The sequence below is a fragment of the Bradyrhizobium sp. WCU1 genome, from assembly GCF_053474805.1.
Genome location: NZ_CM130280.1, coordinates 7,468,685 through 7,488,997, shown reverse-complemented (window position 1 = coordinate 7,488,997; position 20,313 = coordinate 7,468,685). Strand labels below are relative to the sequence as shown.

Below are 20,313 nucleotides of genomic sequence, written 5' to 3'. Positions count from 1 at the left end.
TCGCAGGGACGACACCGAATCTTCTCCGGTCGGCGGGCGCGGTGCGCCTGGTGGCGGCGGCCCGTCAGGTAGGAGCGGCCCTGCGCCCGATTCTCTCAGCGGAGCAACAACCGGCCCCGGGCCGGGCGGCGGCATGGGCGATGGCGGTCGTCGCTGAGCCACAAACGAGATCGGCGCAAGCGAGGGCGCTTGCGCCGATGTTCAGATCGATCGTCGTGAGGCGAGGCTTAACCCGCGCTGAGCCGGATGCCGGCGCGGAGGAAGCGCTGCGGATCGACCGCTTCGCCGTCGATGCGGGTCTCGTAGTGCAGATGCGGACCGGTGGAACGGCCGGTCGACCCGACCGCGCCGATCACCTGGCCGATCTTGACGTATTCGCCGACCTTGACGCCGATCTCGGAGAGGTGGCCGTAGCGGGTCGAAAGGCCGTTGCCGTGATCGACCTCGACCATCCGGCCGTAGCCGCCGGCCCAGCCCGCCGACACCACCTTGCCGTTGGCGGTGACGCGCACCGGATCGCCTTGCGCGGCGCGGAAGTCGAGGCCGGTGTGCATCGCCGGCCGGCCGAGGAAGGGATCGCTGCGGACACCGAAGCCGCTGGTGAATTCGACCTCGCCGACCACGGGCTTGCGGTAGGGCACCAGCGCCAGCGTCTGGTTGAGGCGCTGCATCTGCGCGCGGTTGATGTTGATGCGGTAGAGCTGGCGCTCGAACGCGCCGGCGTCGGGCGCGAGCTTCACCGGCACGAACGGGCCACCCATGCCGGAGCGCGGCACAGCGGCTTCGAGTTGCGACATGTTGAGGCCGAGATCGCTGATCACGCCGCGCATCCGGCGCACCCGCGATTCGATGCCGTCCTCGACCGAGGAGAGCGCGGCGACCTGACGGCGCTCGACCTGGTCAAGCGAGGTCTGCAGACGGACCAGCACGTTGTCGACGCCCTGGGCCTTGGCGAATTGGTTCGGCTGCGTCTTGGCGATCAGCGGTGCGCGAGATTCCAGCCGCGCCTCGCGATCCGGCGGCGCCACGAAGATCACGGTGTCGCTGATCGGGGAGGGCTTTGGCGTTCCGGATGACGGCGCAGATTCGGCGCGGCCCTGCGGCTTGATCGATCCGGTCGAAGTGGCATCGGGCATCGCGCCGAGCGCAGTGGCGCGCGATTCCAGCGTCGACTGCCGCTTCATAATCTGGTCGAGCTTCTGGTCGAACTGTTCCTGGTCGAGCAGCTGGCGGCTGGTGGTGCGATCGACCTTGGCGCGCAGCTCGGAGATGCGGTCCTCATAGGCGTATTGCATCTCGGCCTGGCGCGCGATCAGGCGGGTCAGCACGTCGTCGCGGAACGCAAAATAGGTCGCGGTCGCCGCCGACCACATGCCGAGCAGGACCACGGTTCCGACCGCAATCCAGAACACGACCGGCCCGAACCGGACCTGCTTGCCGGCATGGACCAGCGTATAGCCCTCGCCGGATGCTGCCGCCGGTGCGGCGTGATGGGCGGCCGGACGGCGCGCCGGTGCCCGGCCATGGTCCTGGGGATGATGGTGTTTCAGGTATTCCTGGTGATGACCGGACCGGCTCGACATCGGTACTCCCGCGGCCGGTCGGACCAAGCTCCGCACGGCTACTTTGCGGGGCCGATTTGAGCCCGCCATGGTTAATTTTCAGGAAACGGAACCCTCCCGTCAGAGCTCCCGGGTGGCCTCCAATACCGCTTCGGCGTGGCCGTCGACCTTCACATGGCGCCAGATCCGGGCGACTTTTCCACCGGAATCGACCAGAACCGTGGTGCGAATAATTCCCATGAAGGTCCTGCCATACATGGATTTTTCGCCCCAGGCACCGTATGCCTCGAGCATCTCATGGGCGGGGTCCGAGGCCAGCGGCACCGACAGCTGGTGTTTGTTTCGAAATGACTCCTGCGCCTTAACCGTATCGGCTGATATGCCGACCACCTCGGCGCCTGCTGCTGCGAACTCGCCCTTGAGCCGGGTGAAGTCGATTGCCTCCCTGGTGCAGCCGGGGGTGTCGGCGCGCGGATAGAAGAACAGCACCAGCTTCTTGCCGGCGAAATCCTTCAGCGAGACTCTGCCGCCGCCATCGCGCGGCAAGTCGAAGCCAGGCGCCGCGGCTCCCTCGGCAAGTGTGACGGCAGACGACTTGATCACGGTCGCGGCGGGCTCCGGCTTTAACGGTTTCGATGCAGCCTTGTGCGAGGCTTTGACTTGAACACCCGCTGCGGTCTTGGCTTTCGCTGTTTTGGCCGCTTGCTCGGACGCCTTCTTGGATGCGGCCTTTTTCGCAACCGTTGTGCGGGTTTTCGTCGCGGACTTCCCAGTGCTTGCGCTTCTCGCGCGCGCAACCTTTGTTGCGGCCGGCTTTCCGGTTGTATTGGAGGATTTCTTGCGCGTTTTCTTGGACATACGCCTTCCTTTCGTCGCTTTCCGAAGCTCAACCATTGGGGTATTGCGGGTCTTGTTAGCGGCGGCCGGATTCGCACCGGCCGCTGGGCAAGTTTGATGGCCGCGGAGTATGGTGACAAGGAGTTCGACGCGTAACCCGTCCGCTTGTTGAATTGGCTTTTGATTGGTTGGTCTGGTCCGTTCTTTTGGGGCCGATCTTGGGGCCATCGGCGAGTGACATGATGAGGCGAGGATAGGCGGCGATGCCGGCACGGGAGCGCTCGATAGTAGTCGACGGGCGCCCTGATGACGGCAAGCAGCTTCGCCGTCAGCACCGAGAGGCAATGGCAAGGAACACGTCGCCGCAGGGGCCAAATCCGCGCGCCGGGGCTGACTTCTCTCAATGGGAAGACGACGCCGCGTGGGACGAGCAGGATGAGGCGGCGGGCAACCGTGCGCGGCAATTGCTGGCGCGTTCCAACAACAACCTGCATCGCTTCACCGATTTCTGTTCCGGCATGCAGCGCTGGCTGCACGGCGAGCGCTGGATCCGCCGCATCGGATTGGTTCTCGTGGTGCTGGTCGTGCTGTTCGCGACCTGCTTCGGCGCATTGTGGTGGCGGCTCGGCGCCGGTCCGATCAATCTCGATCTGGCGACGCCATGGCTTGCCGCGGCGATCGAGGAGAATATCGGCCACGGCAACACGGTCGAGGTCGGCGGTACGCAGATCGAGCGCGCCGGCCGGGTCAGGATCGCGGTGCGCATCCGCGACATCATCGTCCGCGACCGCGACCATGCGGTCGTCGCCAGCGCGCCGAAAGCCGAAGTGCGATTGTCCGGAACGGCGCTTCTGATGGGCCAGCTGCGGGCGGAGAGCCTCAATCTGGTCGATGCGGAACTGTCGGTGCGCATCACGCCCGACGGCAATGTGACGGTGTCGGCCGGCGACACCGCAAAGCCGCTGGCCACCGGCGTCGCCTCCAAGCGCGACGCGGGCCTGCCGCCGACATTCCCGCGTCCGACGCCCACGGCCCCGCCGCCGGTTGCGTCGCCGCCCGCCGCCTCCGAGCCCTCGGCGGCCTCGCCCGATTCGGCCCAGAGCGGGCTTCTTGCCGGTCTCGACTGGCTCGACAGCCTCAGCATGACCGGCCTCGACGGGCAGAACCTCAACGAGATCGGCCTGAAGAACGGCAATCTCGTCGTCGACGACCAGCAGCGCGGCAACAAATGGAGCTTTGAGAATATCAGCCTGAGCCTGCGCCGCCCAAGCGGCGGCGGGGTTGCGCTCAGCTTCGGCGAGGAGGGCGCCAAGCCCTGGTTGGTCCGCGTGCTGGTCGGACCGCAGCAGAACGGTGTGCGCTCGGTCGACGTCAAGGCCGACAAGGTGTCCACCCGGAACATCCTGCTGGCGATGCGGACCAAGGATCTCACCTACACCGCCGACCTGCCGCTGTCGGGCGAGATGAAGGGCGAACTCGGGCGCGACGGCCTGCCGACCTATTTCCGCGGAAAGATCAATGTCGGCGCCGGCAACATCATCGACACCGACACGCCCGACTACCCGATGCCGGTCGATTCGGCCGAGATGAGCGTGGAATGGGATTCGGGCCGGCGCGTGCTGCTGGCGCCGATCAAAATCGTCTCGGGCGCCAACCGCATCACGCTGCTCGGGCATCTTGAACCGCCCAACGACAATGTCGCCGACTGGCAGGCGGGGCTATCCGGCGGCACCATCGTGCTGGCCGGCGCCGACAAGAATGAACCGCCGCTGATTTTCAATCGCATCAATATAGGCTTCCGTTTCGACACCGAGAAGAAGCGCGTGCTGCTGACCCAGGCCGACATCTCCAATGGCGAGATCGGCGTCGCCGGCACTGGCAGCATCGACTATTCCGGCGAGCCGCGGTTGCAGCTCGGATTCGCCGGCACGCCGATGTCGGCCTCGGCCCTGAAGCGGATGTGGCCGATCATCATCGTGCCCGAGGTGCGGGAATGGGTGCTCGAGCGGATCGACCGCGGCACGCTCCAGCGCATCGATGTCGGCGTCAATTCGCCAGTGCATAATCTGTCACGCAAGGGCCCGCCGATCCCCGATGACGGTCTTTCGGTCAACATCGTCGCGTCCGGCGTCACGGTGCGCCCGGTGGATCAGATGCCCGCGGTGCATGATGCGGATCTGAAGGCGAGGGTGACCGGCCGCACCGCGACCGTGTCCATCAACCAGGGCATCGCCGACACGCCGGCGGGGCGCAAGATCACGATCTCGGATTTCACCTTTGAGGTGCCGGACATGGCACCGAAGCCGTCGCCGTCGAAGGTCAGGTTCCGGGTCGACTGCCCGGTGCCGGCCGCCGCCGAAATCCTCGCATCCGACCGGCTCAGCGATCTCTCCGGTCCGCCGATCGATCCCAACGCCAGCAGGGGCAACGTCACCGCGACCATCAATCTCGGCATGCCGGTAAAGGGCGAGCTCACCAAGACCGACACGCAATATTCCGTCAATGCCGACATCACCGGTGTCGCGGTCGACAAGCTGGTGATGAACCAGAAGCTCGAGGCCAACACGCTGAAGCTGGCCGCCAGCAATGCCGGCTTCCAGGTCAAGGGTGACGTCAAGATCAACGGGCAGGCGGCCTCGCTCGACTATCGCAAGCCGACCGATGGCGATGCCGACGTCAAGCTGCAGGCAACGCTCGACGATGCGGGCCGCGCGCGCCTCGGATTAGATCTCGGTCCTGCCGTCTCGGGCGCGATCCCGATCAAGCTCTCCGGCAAGATCGGCAGCGGCGACAATCCCGCCACCAAGATGGGCGTCGAGGCAGACCTCACTCAGCTCAAGCTCGACAACATCCTGCCGGGGTGGGTCAAAGCGCAGGGCCGGGCCGGCAAGGCGACCTTCAACGTGGTGCCGAAGGGACAATCGACGCGGTTCGAGGATATCTCGATCGAAGGCGCCGGCGTCTCGATCAAGGGCGCGCTCGAGGTCGACCAGAACGGCGATCTCATGAATGCGAACTTCCCGACCTATGCGCCGTCGGAAGGCGACAAGACATCGCTGCGGGCCGATCGCGGACCCGACGGCGTCATCAAGGTGACGATGCGCGGCGATGTGTTCGACGGCCGCGGCTTCCTGAAATCGGCGATCTCCGGCCGCGACAGCGATCCCAAGAGCAAGACCAGGACCACCGATTTCGACGTCGATCTGAAGCTCGGCGCCGTGGCCGGTTTCAACGGCGAGGCGCTGCGCAGCGTCGATGCCAAGATCTCGCGCCGCAACGGGTTCTTCAAGGCGTTCACGCTGAGCGGCAAGGTCGGCCGCGACACGCCTGTTACGGTCGATATGCGCGGCCGTCAGCAGGGCCGCGAGGTGATTTACCTGCAGACCGGCGACGCCGGCGCATTCCTGCGCTTCATCGACACTTATTCGAAGGTCGTCGGCGGCCAGCTCACGCTGGCGATGGAGCCGCCGATCCCCGAGCCGAGCCCGAGGGAAGGCCTCATCAACATCACCGGCTTCTCGGTGAAGGGCGAAACCCAGCTCGACCGCGCCGTCGCCGGCGGGCCGGTCAGCACCCAGAACGGAATCGGGTTCGATGCGCTGCGCGCCGAGTTCACCCGCCAGAGCGGCCAGCTCTCGATCCGCAACGGCGTGGTCAAGGGACCGAGCATCGGCGCGACCATCGAGGGCAGCATCGACTATGTCGGCAATCAGGTGCGGATGAACGGCACCTTCATTCCGATGTACGGCTTGAACAACATGTTCGGCCAGATCCCGTTCTTCGGGATTTTCCTCGGCGCCGGCAGCAATGAAGGCCTGATCGGCGTGACCTATGAAGTGGTGGGAACACCGAGCGCGCCGGTGCTGCGCGTCAACCCGATCTCGGCGCTGGCGCCCGGCCTGACGCGGAAGATCTTCGAGTTCAAGCAGTACGGCCCGAACGACCTGCCGACGACGAACAACAATTAGGGGAATCGATTGGCGGGAAGAGCGTTCACTTCGACGAGTTCGAACGCATAGCCGTTCACAGCCAGTCGCGGACCTCCTGAAAAACGGCGTCACCGCCGCAGCGCCGGCACCACCAGGAACGGGATCAGTCCGAGCACCACGTTGACCAGCGCGAACGCGATCAGCGGATTGTAGCTGTGGGTCCAGTCGTGGATCAGGCCGCCGCCCCAGGAGCCGAGGCCGGAGCCGAGACCGCTGCCGATCATGATGGTGCCGTAGATCGTGCCGACGCGTTCGCCGCGGAAGATCTTCAGCGCGGTCGCGGTGATCAGCGGGCCGCGTGAGCCGATCATGCTGCCGAAGCAGATGATGAAGCCGGTCAAGAGCCAGTAGTTCGGGTACCACTGCAGCAGCCAGAGCAGGATGATGCCCAGAATCGAGACGCCATAGCTGAACAGCACGCTGGGCCTGCGGCCGATGATGCCGTCGAGCGTGGAGACGCCGAGCATGCCGACGAACAGAGCGACGCCGGAGAAGCCCCAGGCGGTGGCGGCCTGCAGCGGTGGAAAGCCGACATCGATCAGATAGGCGACGATCTGCGCCGTCAGCGCGTACATCGCAATCGCGGTGAAGAAGAAGGTCGAGAACAGCGCCCAGAAGGCGTGATGGCGCATCGCCCGCAGCAACGTCCAGCCTTCATCGGCCAGATTGCTCTCGGCCTTCTTCACGATATGCGGCGAGCCGCCGGCGAGCAGGCGCCACGGCAGCAAGACCAGCGGAATAAGCAGGCCAAGCGCACCGATGCCGAACACCTGATAGGCCTCGCGCCAGCCGATCCGGTCGATCAGCACCTGCGACAGCGGCAGCAGCAGCAAGAGGCCGGCGCCAGTCGCCGAATACATCACGGCCATCGCGGTCGGCAGTCGCGGACCGAACCAGCGGCCGAGCAGGATCGAGTTCGAGACGTTGCCGATCAGCGCGGTGCCGAATCCGACGCAGAGGCCGACGCTCAGTTGGAATTGCCAGAGCTGCTCGGCGCGCGAGGCGACCAGGAAGGCGCAGCCGAGCAGCGACAGGCCGAGCGCATAGACCACGCGCGGACCGGAGCGGTCGAACAGTCGTCCGACCAGCGGCGCAGTCAGGCCACTGGCGAGCCAGGTCAGCGAATAGACGGACACGACCGAGGCACGGTCCCAGCCGAAATTTTCCGAGATCGGTTTCAGGAACACCGTGAAGCTGTCGCTGAGGCCGCGCCCGAGCACCGACAGCACGAAGCACAGCGCGAGCACGTTCAGCGCGGTGCGCGATTGCTTCGCCGGTGCGGCAAGCGTGTCGTTCGGAGGCGTGGTCTGGTCCATCGGTATGCAGGGAGCGCGCTTTCGTCACCCCCTGCAACCGACAAATGCGAATGCGCCTATGCAGGCTTCAGCAGAACATGGCGCTTCTTGCCGAGCGACAACTTCACCACGCCTTCCGGCGTGAGATTGGCCGGCGTCAGCAGCATCTTCTCGTCGGTGACGGCAGCGTCGTTGACGCGCAGGCCACCGCCCTTGATCTGCCGGCGCGCTTCGCCGTTGGAAGCGACGAGCTCGGCCTTGACGAAGGCGGCGAGCACCCCGATGCCGGCTTCGAATTCGCCGCGCGGAATTTCCACCGTCGGCAAGGTTTCGGCCAGCGCACCTTCCTCGAAGGTGCGACGCGCGGTCTCGGCGGCCTCATTGGCCGCATCGCGGCCGTGGAGCAGGGCAGTTGCCTCGGTCGCCAGCACCTTCTTGGCCTCGTTGATCTCGCTGCCACCGAGAGCGGCGAGCTTGTTGATCTCGCTGATCGGCAGGATGGTGAACAGCTTGAGGAACTTGACGACGTCGGCGTCCTCGACATTGCGCCAGTACTGCCAGAAGTCGTACGGCGAGAACTGGTCGGCGTTGAGCCACACCGCTCCCTTGGCGGTCTTGCCCATCTTGTCGCCGGAGGCGGTGGTGAGCAGCGGCGTGGTCAGCGCGAACAATTGCGGCGTGCCCATGCGGCGGCCGAGATCGACGCCGTTGACGATGTTGCCCCACTGGTCGGAGCCGCCCATCTGCAGCCGGCAGCCGGCGCGGCGTGACAGCTCGACGAAATCGTAGGCCTGGCAGACCATGTAGTTGAACTCGATGAAGCTCATCTCCTGCTCGCGTTCGAGCCGGAGCCGCACCGAGTCCATCGTCAGCATGCGATTGACCGAGAAGTGCCGGCCGATGTCGCGCAGCATCTCGATCCAGTTCAGCTTGGTCAGCCACTCGGCGTTGTCGAGCATGATGGCGTCGGACTTGCCGTCGCCGTAGCGCAGCACCTTGGCGAACACGCCGCGGATCGAGGCCTTGTTGGCTTCGATCTCGGCGACCGTGCGCATCGCGCGGGTCTCGTCCTTGCCGGAGGGGTCGCCGACCATCGTGGTGCCGCCGCCCATCAGCGTGATCGGCTTGTTGCCGCTCTGCTGCAGCCAGTACAGCATCATCATGGTCAGGAAGTTGCCGATGTGCAGCGACCGCGCGGTGCAGTCATAGCCGACATAGGCGGTGGCCTCTCCCTTCGCGGCAAGCGCGTCGAGGCCCTCGAAATCGGAGCACTGGTGAACGAAGCCGCGTTCCTGTAGAGTGTTCAGGAAATCCGATTTAAATGCAGTCATTTGTCGGCGAGCCAGATCATTCTTGTTTTACGGTTTTTGCATCTATTTGCGGAACCCTGATGCTTGAGGCTGCCGCAGGCGGACGCGCAGTGGCATTATAGGATGTACTTGTTTGAGACAAGCCGGGGGTTCCCGGCTGGGGCGCTTCTACGATGATGTTAACGGCACTCGGTCTGATGAGCGGGACCTCGCTCGACGGGGTCGACGTGGCACTGATCGAGACCGATGGCCGCCAGATCAGGGCCTTCGGACCCACGGGCTATCGGCCCTATACCGAGAGCGAGCGCAGCCTGCTGCGCCAGGCCCTGACCGAAGCCGTTCATCTGTCCCGGCGCGACGCCCGGCCGGGGATCCTGCGGCAGGCCGAGCAGGCGGTCACGACAGCTCACGCCGAGGCGGTTGCCGCCTTCACGGCGCAGCACCGGATCTCGGCACAGGACATCGACATCGTCGGGTTCCACGGCCAGACCGTGCTGCATCGCCCCGAGCGGAAGCTGACGGTGCAGATCGGCGACGCCTTGGCGCTCGCCAAGGTGATCCACATTCCGGTGATGCATGATTTCCGCGCCGCCGACGTCGAGGCCGGCGGGCAGGGCGCGCCGTTCGTGCCGGTCTACCACCGTGCGCTGGCGCAATCGCTGAACCGCGAGGGGCCGATCGTCGTCGTCAATATCGGTGGTGTTTCCAACATTACATATATCGACGGCCCGGACACGCTGATCGCCTGCGACACCGGGCCGGGCAATGCGCTGCTCGACGACTTCATGTTCCGCCACATGCATCAGCCGTTCGACACCGCCGGCAAGTTCGCCGCGCTGGGCAAACCGGACGAGGCCTGGATCGCGCAGGCGCTCAGGCTGCCGTTCTTTTCGGTTCCACCGCCGAAATCGCTCGACCGCAACGACTTCGCGAGCCTCAAGCTCGGCGCCGTGGCACCGGCCGATGGGGCCGCGACGCTGACCGCGTTCACAGCGGCCGCGATCGCCCGCGTCGTGCCGCTGCTGCCGAAACGGCCGAAGAGCTGGATCATCTGCGGTGGCGGCGCATCCAACCTGACGATGCTGCGGATGCTGCGCGAGCGCCTGGCGCCGGCGACCGTCGAGCCCGCCGAGGCGCTCGGCTGGGCGGCGGACGCGATCGAGGCGCAGGCGTTCGGCTTCCTGGCCGCGCGCGGCATGAAGGGGCTGCCGCTGAGCTATCCCACCACCACGGGGGTGCCGATCCCGATGACCGGGGGCATCATCGCGCGACCGTGACTTAGATGCAAATGCATCTACCTTGACAGTTCCATGCCGCTGCATTTAATTCGATGCAGTTGCATTGAACGCGAGGTTCGTCATGGCCGCCCTGAAGCTGATCAGCCACAAGCTCTGTCCCTATGTGCAACGCGCTGTCATCGCGCTGCAGGAGAAGGGCGTGCCGTTCGAGCGAATCGACATCGATCTCGCCAACAAGCCGGACTGTTTCCTGAAGATCTCGCCGCTCGGCAAGGTGCCGGTGCTGGTGGTGACCCGCGACGACGGCAAGGAGGTCGCGCTGTTCGAGAGCAATGTGATCTGCGAGTACATCGAGGAGACGCAAGCCGGCGCGAAGCTGCATCCGCAGGATGCGCTCACCCGCGCGGAGCACCGCGCTTGGATGGAGTTCGGTTCGGCTATCCTCGGTGACCTCTGGGGGCTCGAGACCGCGACCGATGCCGCCGCCTTCGAGAGCAAGCGGCAGGCGGTGGCCGCAAAGTTCGCGCGCGTCGAGGCTGCGCTCGGCGCGGGTCCTTTCTTCGCGGGTGACAAGTTCAGTCTGGTCGACGCAGTGTTCGCGCCGATCTTCCGCTATTTCGATCTGTTCGATCAGTTGACCGATCTTGCGGTCTTCACCCACACGCCGAAACTCCGCGCCTGGCGCAGCGCGCTGGCGCAGCGGCCGAGCGTGCGCAGCGCCGTGTCACCCGATTATCCCGCGCTGCTGCACGCGTTCCTGGTCGGCCACCGCGCGCATATGCTGAAGCTCGCCGCGTAAGCCATGTCGCATTCCGTTGCCTGGGTCGCGCTGGTCATCGCCGGTCTTCTCGATGTCGGCTGGGCGATCTCGATGAAGTATGCCGAAGGCTATACGCGGCTCGGCTGGACGCTGGTCTCGCTGCTGCTGCTCGCCGCGTTCGTGTTCCTGCTCGGGCGCGCGCTGCAGGTGCTCGGCGTCGGCGTCGCCTATACGGTGTGGACCGGCATCGGCGCCGCCGGCACGCTGACCATGGGCGTGCTGCTGTTCAACGAGGCGCTGAACCCGATGAAGGTCGCGGGGATCGTATTGGTGCTGGTCGGGATTGCGGCGTTGAAGTTCGCGCCGGAATGATCAGGCTTACGTGCCTTGAAAACGTTCCAGCGAATCCTCATGGGCATCCTCGGCCACTCCGTCCTCATATTCGACGGAATAGACGACGCCCGGTGGAAACCTGTCAAAGTAAGTGCCGGATCGATCTTGGGGACGAACGACCAAGACTACCCAAGCCTTGTGGCCTCGACGGAGCGGGTCAGACGCGTCATCCTTTACCCGCACGATGTCGCTATAAGTGAACTCGCCCGCCGTGTTCGCGGGCGACGTCACTGCCGCTTCACCGCACGTTGGCGAGACGCATGTCGAGATAGCCGGTCACCGTCTCCATCAGCGGCTCGAGCTTGCCGTCGAAGAAGTGGTTGGCGCCGGGGATGACCTGCTGGTCGATCACGATGCCCTTCTGCGTCTTCAGCTTCTCGACCAGCGTGTTGACGTCCTTGGGCGGCACCACGGCATCCTTGTCGCCGTGCACGATCAGGCCGGACGACGGGCAGGGCGCGAGGAACGAGAAGTCGTAGAGATTGGCGGGCGGCGCGATCGAGATGAAGCCCTCGACCTCCGGCCGGCGCATCAGGAGTTGCATGCCGATCCATGCGCCGAACGAGAAGCCCGCCACCCAGCAGGCGCGCGCCTCGGGATTGATCGCCTGCGCCCAGTCGAGCGCGCTTGCCGCGTCGGACAGTTCGCCGGTGCCGTGGTCGAACGAGCCCTGGCTGCGGCCGACGCCGCGGAAGTTGAAGCGCAGCACCGAGAAGCCGCGATGCGCAAACGCGTAGTAGCACTGGTAGACGATCTGGTGGTTCATCGTGCCGTGGAACTGCGGATGCGGATGCAGGATCATCGCAATCGGCGCGTTCTTCTGCTTGGCCGGATGATAGCGGCCCTCGAGACGGCCAGCAGGGCCGGTGAAAATCACTTCAGGCATTGTGTTCCCTTGATTGACGCGTTCCCTTGATTGACGTCGATCAATCAACCGGTTGGAGCCATCTTCAGCGACGGGGCGCGAACAGGGCGGCTCATGATGAAATCGGCACAGGCGCCGCCGCGCGGCACGCTGGTGGGCCTTCTAGCATGACGCAAGGGGCAAAAATCAAGGAAATTGTGCCGCTTGGCCGGCGTGAATTCGCGCGGCGGCGCGCGATCCGGATCGACATGCCGAATCGTTCGCTAGCCACCTGAAGTTTTGCTTTGTCATATTGCTATCGTGCTCGCCACGAACGGATGTCTTGCCTGGCAACACAGGTGTGGTTTTCGTGCGCGCGAAAAACCGCTCTTGCCGGCGACTCTGATCTGGTCTCGGTGCCCGACTGTCGCTATGTCGCAAGGGAAGGCCGCAACCACGGTGATTACGGCGGGCAAGCTCGATGGCCGATCGCGTCTATCTCGACTGGAATGCCACCACGCCGCTTCGCCAGGAGGCGAAAGCGGCGATGGCGGCCGCTTGGGACTTGAGCGGCAACCCGTCCTCGGTGCACAGCGAGGGGCGCAGCGCGCGGCGGCTGGTCGAGGATGCGCGCAATGCGGTGGCGAAGGCGGTCGGCGGCCGGCCTCAGGACGTCGTATTTCTCTCCGGCGGGACCGAAGCCAATGCACTCGCATTGACGCCGGGATTGCGCCGCGGTGCAGGCGCGCCGGTCGAGCGGCTGTTGGTGTCAGCGATCGAGCACGCATCCGTGCTCGCCGGCGGGCGGTTTCCGCGCGAGGCAATCGGCGCGATCAATGTTACGCAGGCCGGAGTGATTGATCTCGATCGTCTGCGTGCGCTGCTGGCTGATAGTCCGCCCGCACTTGTCTCGGTGATGCTGGCGAACAACGAGACCGGCGCCATTCAGCCGGTGGGCGACGTCGCAGACATCGTCCATGCCGCCGGTGGTCTGCTGCATGTCGATGCGATCCAGGCGTTCGGCAAGATCCCGTTCGATCTCGCCTCGACGAAGGCCGACCTCGTGACGCTGTCGGCGCACAAGATCGGCGGACCGAAGGGCACCGGCGCGCTGGTGCTTGCTGAGGGCGTTGATGGGCTGGAGGCGCTGCTGCGCGGCGGCGGGCAGGAGCTTGGACGGCGGGCAGGGACGGAGAACGTCGCGGGGATCGCAGGCTTTGGTGCGGCCACGAAGGCTGCGATGGCGGTGTTGAAGGCCGACGCCGCCCGCGTCAGGGGATTGCGCGACCGGCTCGAGCACGGGCTGCGGCAGACGCCGGACGTGCTGGTGTTCTCCGACGACGTGAAGCGGTTACCGAATACCGTCCTGTTCACGGCACCGGGTATGAAGGCCGAGACGGCCGTGATCGGATTCGACCTTGGGGGGGTAGCGGTCTCGTCCGGCTCCGCCTGCTCGTCAGGCAAGGTCCAGCCGTCGCATGTCTTGGAGGCAATGGGATACCGTTCAGAGGTGTCCCAGGGAGCGGTGCGGCTCAGTCTTGGCTGGTCTACCACGGAGACAGACGTGGATTTGACCCTCAAGGCTTGGCGAAAGCTCGCCGATAGCCTAGTTAAGGGAGAGCGACGAAACACAGCTTGAACTGTTCTAAGCGGGTGATTTCGCGTTCAAAGCATCGTAAGAGACTTTTCGGAACTGAGATCCACCGCGGTCCTTGAAACCGCGAGCGGAGGATATGAATGCCTGCAGTACAAGAGACGGTCGAGCGCGTCCGGCGCATCGACGTCGACCAGTATCGTTATGGGTTTGAGACGCTGATCGAGTCCGACAAGGCTCCCAAGGGGCTGTCGGAGGACACCGTCCGCTTCATCTCCGCCAAGAAGAATGAACCGGCCTGGATGCTGGAATGGCGCCTGGAGGCGTATCGCCGCTGGCTGACCATGACCGAGCCGACCTGGGCGCGCGTCGAATATCCGAAGATCGACTACCAGGACATCTACTACTACGCGGCGCCGAAGCCGAAGAAGACGCTGTCCTCGATCGACGAGATCGATCCGGAGATCCTCAAGACCTATGAGAAGCTCGGCATCCCCTTGCGCGAGGTTGCGATCCTCGAGGGCGTCGAGCCGCCGCCCGGTGGGCCGCAGACGCCGAGCCGCAAGATCGCGGTCGACGCCGTGTTCGATTCGGTCTCGGTTGCGACCACCTTCCAGAAGGAGCTGAAGGCGGCCGGCGTGATCTTCATGCCGATTTCGGAGGCGATCCGCGAGCATCCCGAGCTGGTGCAGAAATATCTCGGAACCGTGGTGCCGACCTCCGACAACTATTTTGCGACGCTGAACTCGGCGGTGTTCTCCGACGGTTCGTTCGTCTACGTGCCGCCGGGTGTGCGCTGCCCGATGGAGCTGTCGACCTATTTCCGCATCAACGAGCGCAACACCGGCCAGTTCGAGCGCACGCTGATCATCGCCGACAAGGGCTCCTACGTCTCCTATCTCGAAGGCTGCACGGCGCCGCAGCGCGACGAGAACCAGCTGCACGCTGCCGTGGTCGAGCTCGTCACGCTGGACGACGCCGAGATCAAGTATTCGACGGTGCAGAACTGGTATCCGGGCAATTCGGAAGGCAAGGGCGGCATCTACAATTTCGTCACCAAGCGTGGCGACTGCCGCGGCAAGAATTCCAAGATCTCCTGGACCCAGGTCGAGACCGGTTCGGCGATCACCTGGAAGTATCCGAGCTGCATCCTGCGCGGCGACAATTCGAGCGGCGAGTTCTACTCGATCGCGATCTCGAACGGTTTCCAGCAGGTCGACTCGGGCACCAAGATGATCCACCTCGGCAAGAACACGTCGAGCCGGATCATCTCCAAGGGCATCGCCGCCGGCAAGTCGCAGAACACTTATCGCGGCCTTGTCAGCGCCCACCGTAAGGCGACCGGCGCGCGCAACTACACGGCCTGCGACTCGCTACTGATCGGCGACAAATGCGGCGCGCACACCGTGCCCTATGTCGAGGCCAAGAATTCCTCGGCGACCTTCGAGCATGAAGCGACCACGTCGAAGATTTCCGAGGACGTGCTGTTCTACTGCATCCAGCGCGGGCTCTCGCAGGAAGAAGCCGTCGGCCTCGTGGTCAACGGGTTCGTGAAGGACGTGCTGCAGCAACTGCCGATGGAGTTCGCGGTGGAAGCGCAGAAGCTGATCTCGATCAGCCTCGAAGGTTCGGTTGGTTAATCCATCCCGTGTGAGGGCGCGGCCGCCGCGCCTCCCGGATGATGTTCAGGAAAAATCAGATGTCTCTGCTTGAAGTGAAAGATCTGCAGGTTCGTGTCGAGGAGCGCGAGATCCTCCACGGGCTGTCGCTCACGGTGAACCCGGGCGAGGTGCACGCGATCATGGGGCCGAACGGTTCCGGCAAATCGACGTTGTCCCACGTCATCGCCGGCAAGCCGGGCTATGAAGTCACCGGCGGCCAGATCCTGTTCAAGGGCGAAGACCTGCTGGAGATGGAGCCCAACGAACGCGCCGCCAAGGGCGTGTTCCTGGCGTTCCAGTATCCGGTCGAGATCCCCGGCGTCACTACCTGGAACTTCCTGCATGCGGCGCTCAACGCCCAGCGCAAGGCGCGCGGCGAGGACGAGATCTCGTCGCCGGCGTTCCTGAAGAAGGTCCGCGAGGTCGCCAAGTCGCTGAACATTCCGCAGGACATGCTGAAGCGCGGCGTCAATGTCGGCTTCTCCGGCGGTGAGAAGAAGCGCAACGAGATCCTGCAGATGGCGCTGTTCGAGCCGGCCGTCTGCATCCTCGATGAAATGGATTCCGGCCTCGACATCGACGCGCTGCGGATCGCGGCCGACGGCGTCAACGCGCTGCGCTCGCCGGAGCGCGCGATGGTGGTGATCACCCACTACCAGCGGCTGCTCAACTACATCGTGCCCGACGTGGTGCACGTGATGTCGAAGGGCAGGGTGGTGAAGAGCGGCGGCAAGGAACTGGCGCTGGAGCTGGAAGAGTCCGGTTACGCGCAGTTCGAAGACGCTGCCTGACAGATACGGGTTCTCAGATGAACGTTGTCGCAAAGACTGAGACCGGGCGCGCGCTGGGCGATGCATTCGCCGTCGCGCGTGACCGCCTGCCGGGCAAGAGCAAGATCGCCGATCAGCGCCGCCAGGCGTTCGAGGCCTATGAGCGCTCGGGCCTGCCGCATCGCCGGATCGAGGATTGGAAATACACCGATTTGCGCGCGCTGATGCGCGAGGTGCTGCCGCTGGCGCCTGCGCCGGATGCCGCAGCTCTGGGCCGCGCTGCTGCCGCCATCAAGCTGCAGGCGATCGACGGCGTGCGCCGCCTGGTGCTGGTCGACGGCGCGTTTGCGCCTGATCTGTCCGATCTCGGCAACCTCGACAAGGGCCTCGGCATCCAACCGCTGCGCGAAGTGCTCGACGCCGGTGACGGCGTGCTCTCCACGCAGGCCTTTGCGACCGACATCTCCAATCCGATGATCGCGCTGAACGGTGCGATGGCGACCGATGGCGTTGTCATCGAGATCGCCGACGGTACGGTGCTGGCGCAGCCGCTGCACATCGTGCACGTCGCATCCGGCACCGCCCCGGCCTCGATGTTCACGCGCTCGTTGCTGCGGCTCGGACGGGATGCCAATGTGACGTTGGTGGAGAGCTATCTCGCCGGCGAGGGCGCCAAGGCCTACCAGGCGTACGACGGGCTGATCGTCGCGATCGGCGACAATGCACGGTTGGACCACGTGCGTCTGGTCGAGGACAGCATCGATGCCTTCAACATTTCCTCGGCGACGGTGTCGCTCGGTGCGCATGCCCATTTCAACACCTTCGGCCTGACCTCGGGCGGTCATGTCAGCCGCTACCAGCTGACGGTGACCTGCGCCGGCGAGGGCTCCAACGTCGAGACCAACGGCCTCAATCTGATCAACGGCACGCAGCATGCCGACACCACGCTGTTCATGGATCACGCGGTGCCGCACTGTGCGAGCCGCGAGATCTTCCGTGCCGTCGTCGACGACCGCGCGCATTCGGTGTTCCAGGGTCGCATCATTGTCCGTCCGGACGCCCAGAAGACCGACGCCAAGATGATGACCCGTGCGCTGTTGCTGTCCGACGACGCGGAAGCCGACAACAAGCCGGAGCTCGAAATCTTCGCCGACGACGTCACCTGCGGTCACGGCGCGACCACCGGTGCGCTCGACGAGAGCCTGCTGTTCTACATGCGCGCCCGCGGATTGCCCGAGAAGGAAGCGCAGGCGCTGCTGATCCAGGCCTTCGTCGGCGAGGCGATCGAGAGCATTGCCAGCGACGCGTTGCGCGAGGTGGCAATTGCCACCGCGCAGCGCTGGCTGGAAGCGAGGGCATGAGCATGCATAAGGCGGTCGCCAACGGTTCTTACGACGTCGCTCTCGTGCGGCAGGATTTTCCGGCGCTCGCCATGCAGATCTACGGCAAACCGCTGGTCTATCTCGACAACGCCGCATCGGCGCAGAAGCCGAATGCGGTGCTTGACCGCATGACCGAGGCCTACAAGAGCGAATACGCCAACGTGCATCGCGGCCTGCACTACCTCGCCAACGCTGCGACCGAGGCCTATGAGGGCGCCCGCGGCAAGGTCGCGCAGTTCATCAACGCGCGCCGCAATGAGGAGATCATCTTCACCCGCAACGTCACCGAGGCGATCAACCTCGTGGCATCGTCCTGGGGCGGAGAGAACATCAAGGAGGGCGACGAAATCGTCCTCTCGATCATGGAGCACCACTCCAACATCGTGCCGTGGCACTTCCTTAGGGAGCGCCAGGGTGCCGTGATCAAGTGGGCGCCGGTCGACGATGAAGGCAACTTCCTGATCGAGGAATTCGAGAAGCTCCTCACTCCCCGTACCAAGATCGTCGCGATCACCCAGATGTCGAATGCGCTCGGCACGCTGGTTCCGGTCAAGGAGGTGGTGCGGCTGGCGCATGCCCGCGGCGTTCCGGTGCTGGTCGACGGCGCGCAGGGCGCGGTGCATCTGCCGATCGACGTCCAGGACCTCGATTGCGATTTCTACGCCTTCACTGGCCACAAGGTGTACGGGCCGACCGGCATCGGCGCGCTCTACGCCAAGCACGAGCATCTGGTGGCGATGCGGCCGTTCAACGGCGGCGGCGAGATGATCCGTGAGGTCGCCAAGGACTGGGTCACCTATGGCGATCCGCCGCACAAGTTCGAGGCCGGGACGCCGCCGATCGTCGAGGCGATCGGGTTGGGCGCCGCGATCGACTACGTCAATTCGATCGGCAAGGAGCGCATCGCTGCGCATGAGCACGAGCTGCTCACCTACGCGCAGGAGCGCCTGCGCGAGATCAATTCGCTGCGGGTGATCGGAACCGCCCGCAACAAGGGGCCGGTGATCTCCTTCGAGATGAAGGGCGCACATCCGCACGACGTCGCGACCGTGATCGACCGCCAGGGTATCGCCGTGCGCGCCGGCACGCATTGTGTGATGCCGCTTTTAGAGCGGTTCAATGTGACGGCCACCTGCCGCGCATCGTTCGGGATGTATAATACAAAGGAAGAAGTCGACCATCTGGCGCAGGCGCTGATCAAGGCGCGGGAATTGTTCGCATGACCGATACAGCCGAAGTCAAGACGGCCACCATGGAAACCACCTCGGCACTGCCGGCGGAGGAGACCGAGCGCATGAGCGGCGAGATCGTCGCGGCGCTGAAGACGGTGTTCGATCCGGAAATCCCGGCCGACATCTACGAGCTCGGCCTGATCTACAAGGTCGACCTCAAGGATGATCGCTCGGTCGACATCCTGATGACCCTGACCACGCCGAACTGCCCTGCTGCCGGCGAGCTGCCGACCATGGTCGAGAACGCGGTTGCCAGCGTTCCCGGCGTCGGTGTCGTCAACGTCAATCTGGTCTGGGATCCGGCCTGGACGCCGGACCGGATGTCGGACGAGGCGCGCCTCGTCCTCAATATGTGGTGATGTGTTAGCGGATTGGACTTAGGCTCGAGACAATGGGCAATTGATTTGCCGCTGGGACTGACCACATGAGTGACATGACCCAAGTTTCACCAACCCCAGCCAAGCCGAAGCGGCCGCGCCCGCAGGTCATGAGGCTGACCGATGCCGCGGCGGAGCGGATCACCGAGCTGACCAAGCGCGCCGATTCCGAGATCGTCGGGCTGCGCGTCGGCATCAAGAATGGCGGCTGCGCCGGACAATCCTACACCGTCGAATATGCCCACGAGATCCGTCCGACCGACGAAGTCGTCGAGGACAAGGGCGTCAAGATCCTGGTCGATCCGAAGGCCGTGTTGTTCCTGCTCGGCACCGAGATGGATTACGTCGCCGACAAGATGCAGGCCCAGTTCGTGTTCAACAACCCGAATCAGGTCTCTGCCTGCGGCTGCGGCGAATCGGTGCAGCTGAAGCCGGCCACGGTCTGATCGCTGCCGCACCGGCGAGTGTGCAATCGCGCTCGCGCCCTTTGATCAGATACAACCATCGTTGCGTGTCGACGTCCTCGTCGACCATACTGCGTAGCCAGCGGGCTGCGGCAGGCGTGTCCGGTCGCGCTGCAATGAGGGTGGGCACATGGACCGTGAATTTCTCACCGACCTGTTCGTCGATTTCGGCCCGGTCACGCTGCGCCGGATGTTCTCCGGCTACGGCATCTCGGCCGACGGCACCAATTTCGCGCTCGCCTTGCGGGCCGGGCTCTACTTCCGTGCCGACGAGGTGACCATCCCGCAATTCGAGGCGGAGGGCTGCGGGCCGTTCCAGTACCAGACGAGTTCGAAGACGGTCACGGTGAACTCCTATTGGCAGCTGCCGGCGCGGCTGTTCGACGATGCCGAGGGGCTTGCGGTCTGGGCGCGCTCGGCGCTCGGCGCCGCCCAGCGCGCCGCGCTGCACAAGCGGCCACGGAAACGACCGGCTGCGCGAAAGGCGAAGGCGCCGACGAAGAAGGCTGCAAGCAAGAGGGTTGCGGCGAAGAAGCCCGGCGCGAGAAAGCTTTCAGTCAAGAAGACGCGTGTGCCCGGGAAACGGTCGTCGTCCTGAGAGGAGG

At 64.8% G+C, this 20,313-nt stretch carries 17 protein-coding genes; 12 read left to right on the top strand and 5 right to left on the bottom strand.

From position 1 onward, the window contains the following. Positions 1 to 227 precede the first annotated feature (227 nt). A complete protein-coding gene (locus ACTUWL_RS35115) occupies positions 228 to 1,583 on the bottom strand; it encodes a M23 family metallopeptidase (RefSeq protein ID WP_021081105.1) in 1,356 nt (451 codons plus the stop codon). 99 nt (positions 1,584 to 1,682) lie between these two features. Next, positions 1,683 to 2,420, bottom strand: a complete 738-nt coding sequence (locus tag ACTUWL_RS35110) for a peroxiredoxin (RefSeq protein ID WP_021081106.1) — start codon at positions 2,418 to 2,420, stop codon at positions 1,683 to 1,685. A gap of 242 nt (positions 2,421 to 2,662) precedes the next feature. Here ACTUWL_RS35110 and ACTUWL_RS35105 point away from each other — a divergent pair, with 242 nt between their 5' ends. Further along, positions 2,663 to 6,367 carry a YhdP family protein gene (locus ACTUWL_RS35105; RefSeq protein WP_106939928.1) on the top strand — a complete coding sequence of 1,235 codons (3,705 nt, stop codon included), beginning with the start codon at positions 2,663 to 2,665 and terminating at the stop codon, positions 6,365 to 6,367. An 89-nt stretch (positions 6,368 to 6,456) separates the two neighbouring features. Here ACTUWL_RS35105 and ACTUWL_RS35100 read toward each other — a convergent pair whose 3' ends face one another. Beyond that, on the bottom strand, positions 6,457 to 7,704 hold the full coding sequence (locus ACTUWL_RS35100; RefSeq protein ID WP_021081108.1) for an MFS transporter: 1,248 nt from the start codon (positions 7,702 to 7,704) through the stop codon (positions 6,457 to 6,459). A gap of 56 nt (positions 7,705 to 7,760) precedes the next feature. After that, positions 7,761 to 9,014, bottom strand: coding sequence for a tyrosine--tRNA ligase (gene tyrS, locus ACTUWL_RS35095; RefSeq protein WP_021081109.1), 1,254 nt, complete (start codon positions 9,012 to 9,014; stop codon positions 7,761 to 7,763). Positions 9,015 to 9,166: 152 nt separating this feature from the next. Between tyrS and ACTUWL_RS35090 the strand changes: the two genes are divergently transcribed. The 3 genes from ACTUWL_RS35090 (at position 9,167) to ACTUWL_RS35080 (ending at position 11,363) form a co-directional block, all read left to right on the top strand. After that, positions 9,167 to 10,270, top strand: a complete 1,104-nt coding sequence (locus ACTUWL_RS35090) for an anhydro-N-acetylmuramic acid kinase (RefSeq protein ID WP_021081110.1) — start codon at positions 9,167 to 9,169, stop codon at positions 10,268 to 10,270. An 82-nt stretch (positions 10,271 to 10,352) separates the two neighbouring features. Then, a complete protein-coding gene (locus ACTUWL_RS35085; RefSeq protein ID WP_021081111.1) occupies positions 10,353 to 11,030 on the top strand; it encodes a glutathione S-transferase family protein in 678 nt (225 codons plus the stop codon). Between the two features lie 3 nt (positions 11,031 to 11,033). Continuing rightward, a complete protein-coding gene (locus ACTUWL_RS35080) occupies positions 11,034 to 11,363 on the top strand; it encodes a DMT family transporter (protein WP_021081112.1) in 330 nt (109 codons plus the stop codon). A 259-nt stretch (positions 11,364 to 11,622) separates the two neighbouring features. On the opposite strand, the gene ACTUWL_RS35075 is transcribed toward ACTUWL_RS35080, so the two are convergent. After that, the gene (locus ACTUWL_RS35075) at positions 11,623 to 12,270 is read right to left on the bottom strand and encodes an alpha/beta hydrolase (RefSeq protein ID WP_016843213.1); all 648 of its coding nucleotides are present in this window, start codon (positions 12,268 to 12,270) and stop codon (positions 11,623 to 11,625) included. Between the two features lie 439 nt (positions 12,271 to 12,709). Here ACTUWL_RS35075 and ACTUWL_RS35070 point away from each other — a divergent pair, with 439 nt between their 5' ends. The 8 genes from ACTUWL_RS35070 (at position 12,710) to ACTUWL_RS35035 (ending at position 20,306) form a co-directional block, all read left to right on the top strand. Continuing rightward, positions 12,710 to 13,867 carry a cysteine desulfurase family protein gene (locus ACTUWL_RS35070; RefSeq protein ID WP_021081113.1) on the top strand — a complete coding sequence of 386 codons (1,158 nt, stop codon included), beginning with the start codon at positions 12,710 to 12,712 and terminating at the stop codon, positions 13,865 to 13,867. Positions 13,868 to 13,965: 98 nt separating this feature from the next. Beyond that, the gene (sufB, locus tag ACTUWL_RS35065) at positions 13,966 to 15,462 is read left to right on the top strand and encodes a Fe-S cluster assembly protein SufB (protein ID WP_021081114.1); all 1,497 of its coding nucleotides are present in this window, start codon (positions 13,966 to 13,968) and stop codon (positions 15,460 to 15,462) included. Between the two features lie 59 nt (positions 15,463 to 15,521). Beyond that, a complete protein-coding gene (gene sufC / locus ACTUWL_RS35060; protein ID WP_021081115.1) occupies positions 15,522 to 16,274 on the top strand; it encodes a Fe-S cluster assembly ATPase SufC in 753 nt (250 codons plus the stop codon). 17 nt (positions 16,275 to 16,291) lie between these two features. After that, positions 16,292 to 17,614, top strand: a complete 1,323-nt coding sequence (gene sufD / locus ACTUWL_RS35055) for a Fe-S cluster assembly protein SufD (protein ID WP_021081116.1) — start codon at positions 16,292 to 16,294, stop codon at positions 17,612 to 17,614. Then, complete coding sequence (locus ACTUWL_RS35050) at positions 17,611 to 18,858, top strand: cysteine desulfurase (RefSeq protein ID WP_035652741.1); 1,248 nt, start codon at positions 17,611 to 17,613, stop codon at positions 18,856 to 18,858. The genes sufD and ACTUWL_RS35050 overlap by 4 nt, the downstream gene beginning before the upstream one ends. Next, complete coding sequence (locus tag ACTUWL_RS35045) at positions 18,855 to 19,226, top strand: SUF system Fe-S cluster assembly protein (RefSeq protein WP_021081118.1); 372 nt, start codon at positions 18,855 to 18,857, stop codon at positions 19,224 to 19,226. Before ACTUWL_RS35050 ends, ACTUWL_RS35045 begins: the two co-directional genes overlap by 4 nt. Positions 19,227 to 19,300: 74 nt before the next feature. Beyond that, positions 19,301 to 19,690, top strand: coding sequence for a HesB/IscA family protein (locus tag ACTUWL_RS35040; protein WP_106939927.1), 390 nt, complete (start codon positions 19,301 to 19,303; stop codon positions 19,688 to 19,690). A gap of 148 nt (positions 19,691 to 19,838) precedes the next feature. Next, positions 19,839 to 20,306, top strand: coding sequence for a TfoX/Sxy family protein (locus ACTUWL_RS35035; protein ID WP_021081120.1), 468 nt, complete (start codon positions 19,839 to 19,841; stop codon positions 20,304 to 20,306). Positions 20,307 to 20,313 lie beyond the last annotated feature (7 nt).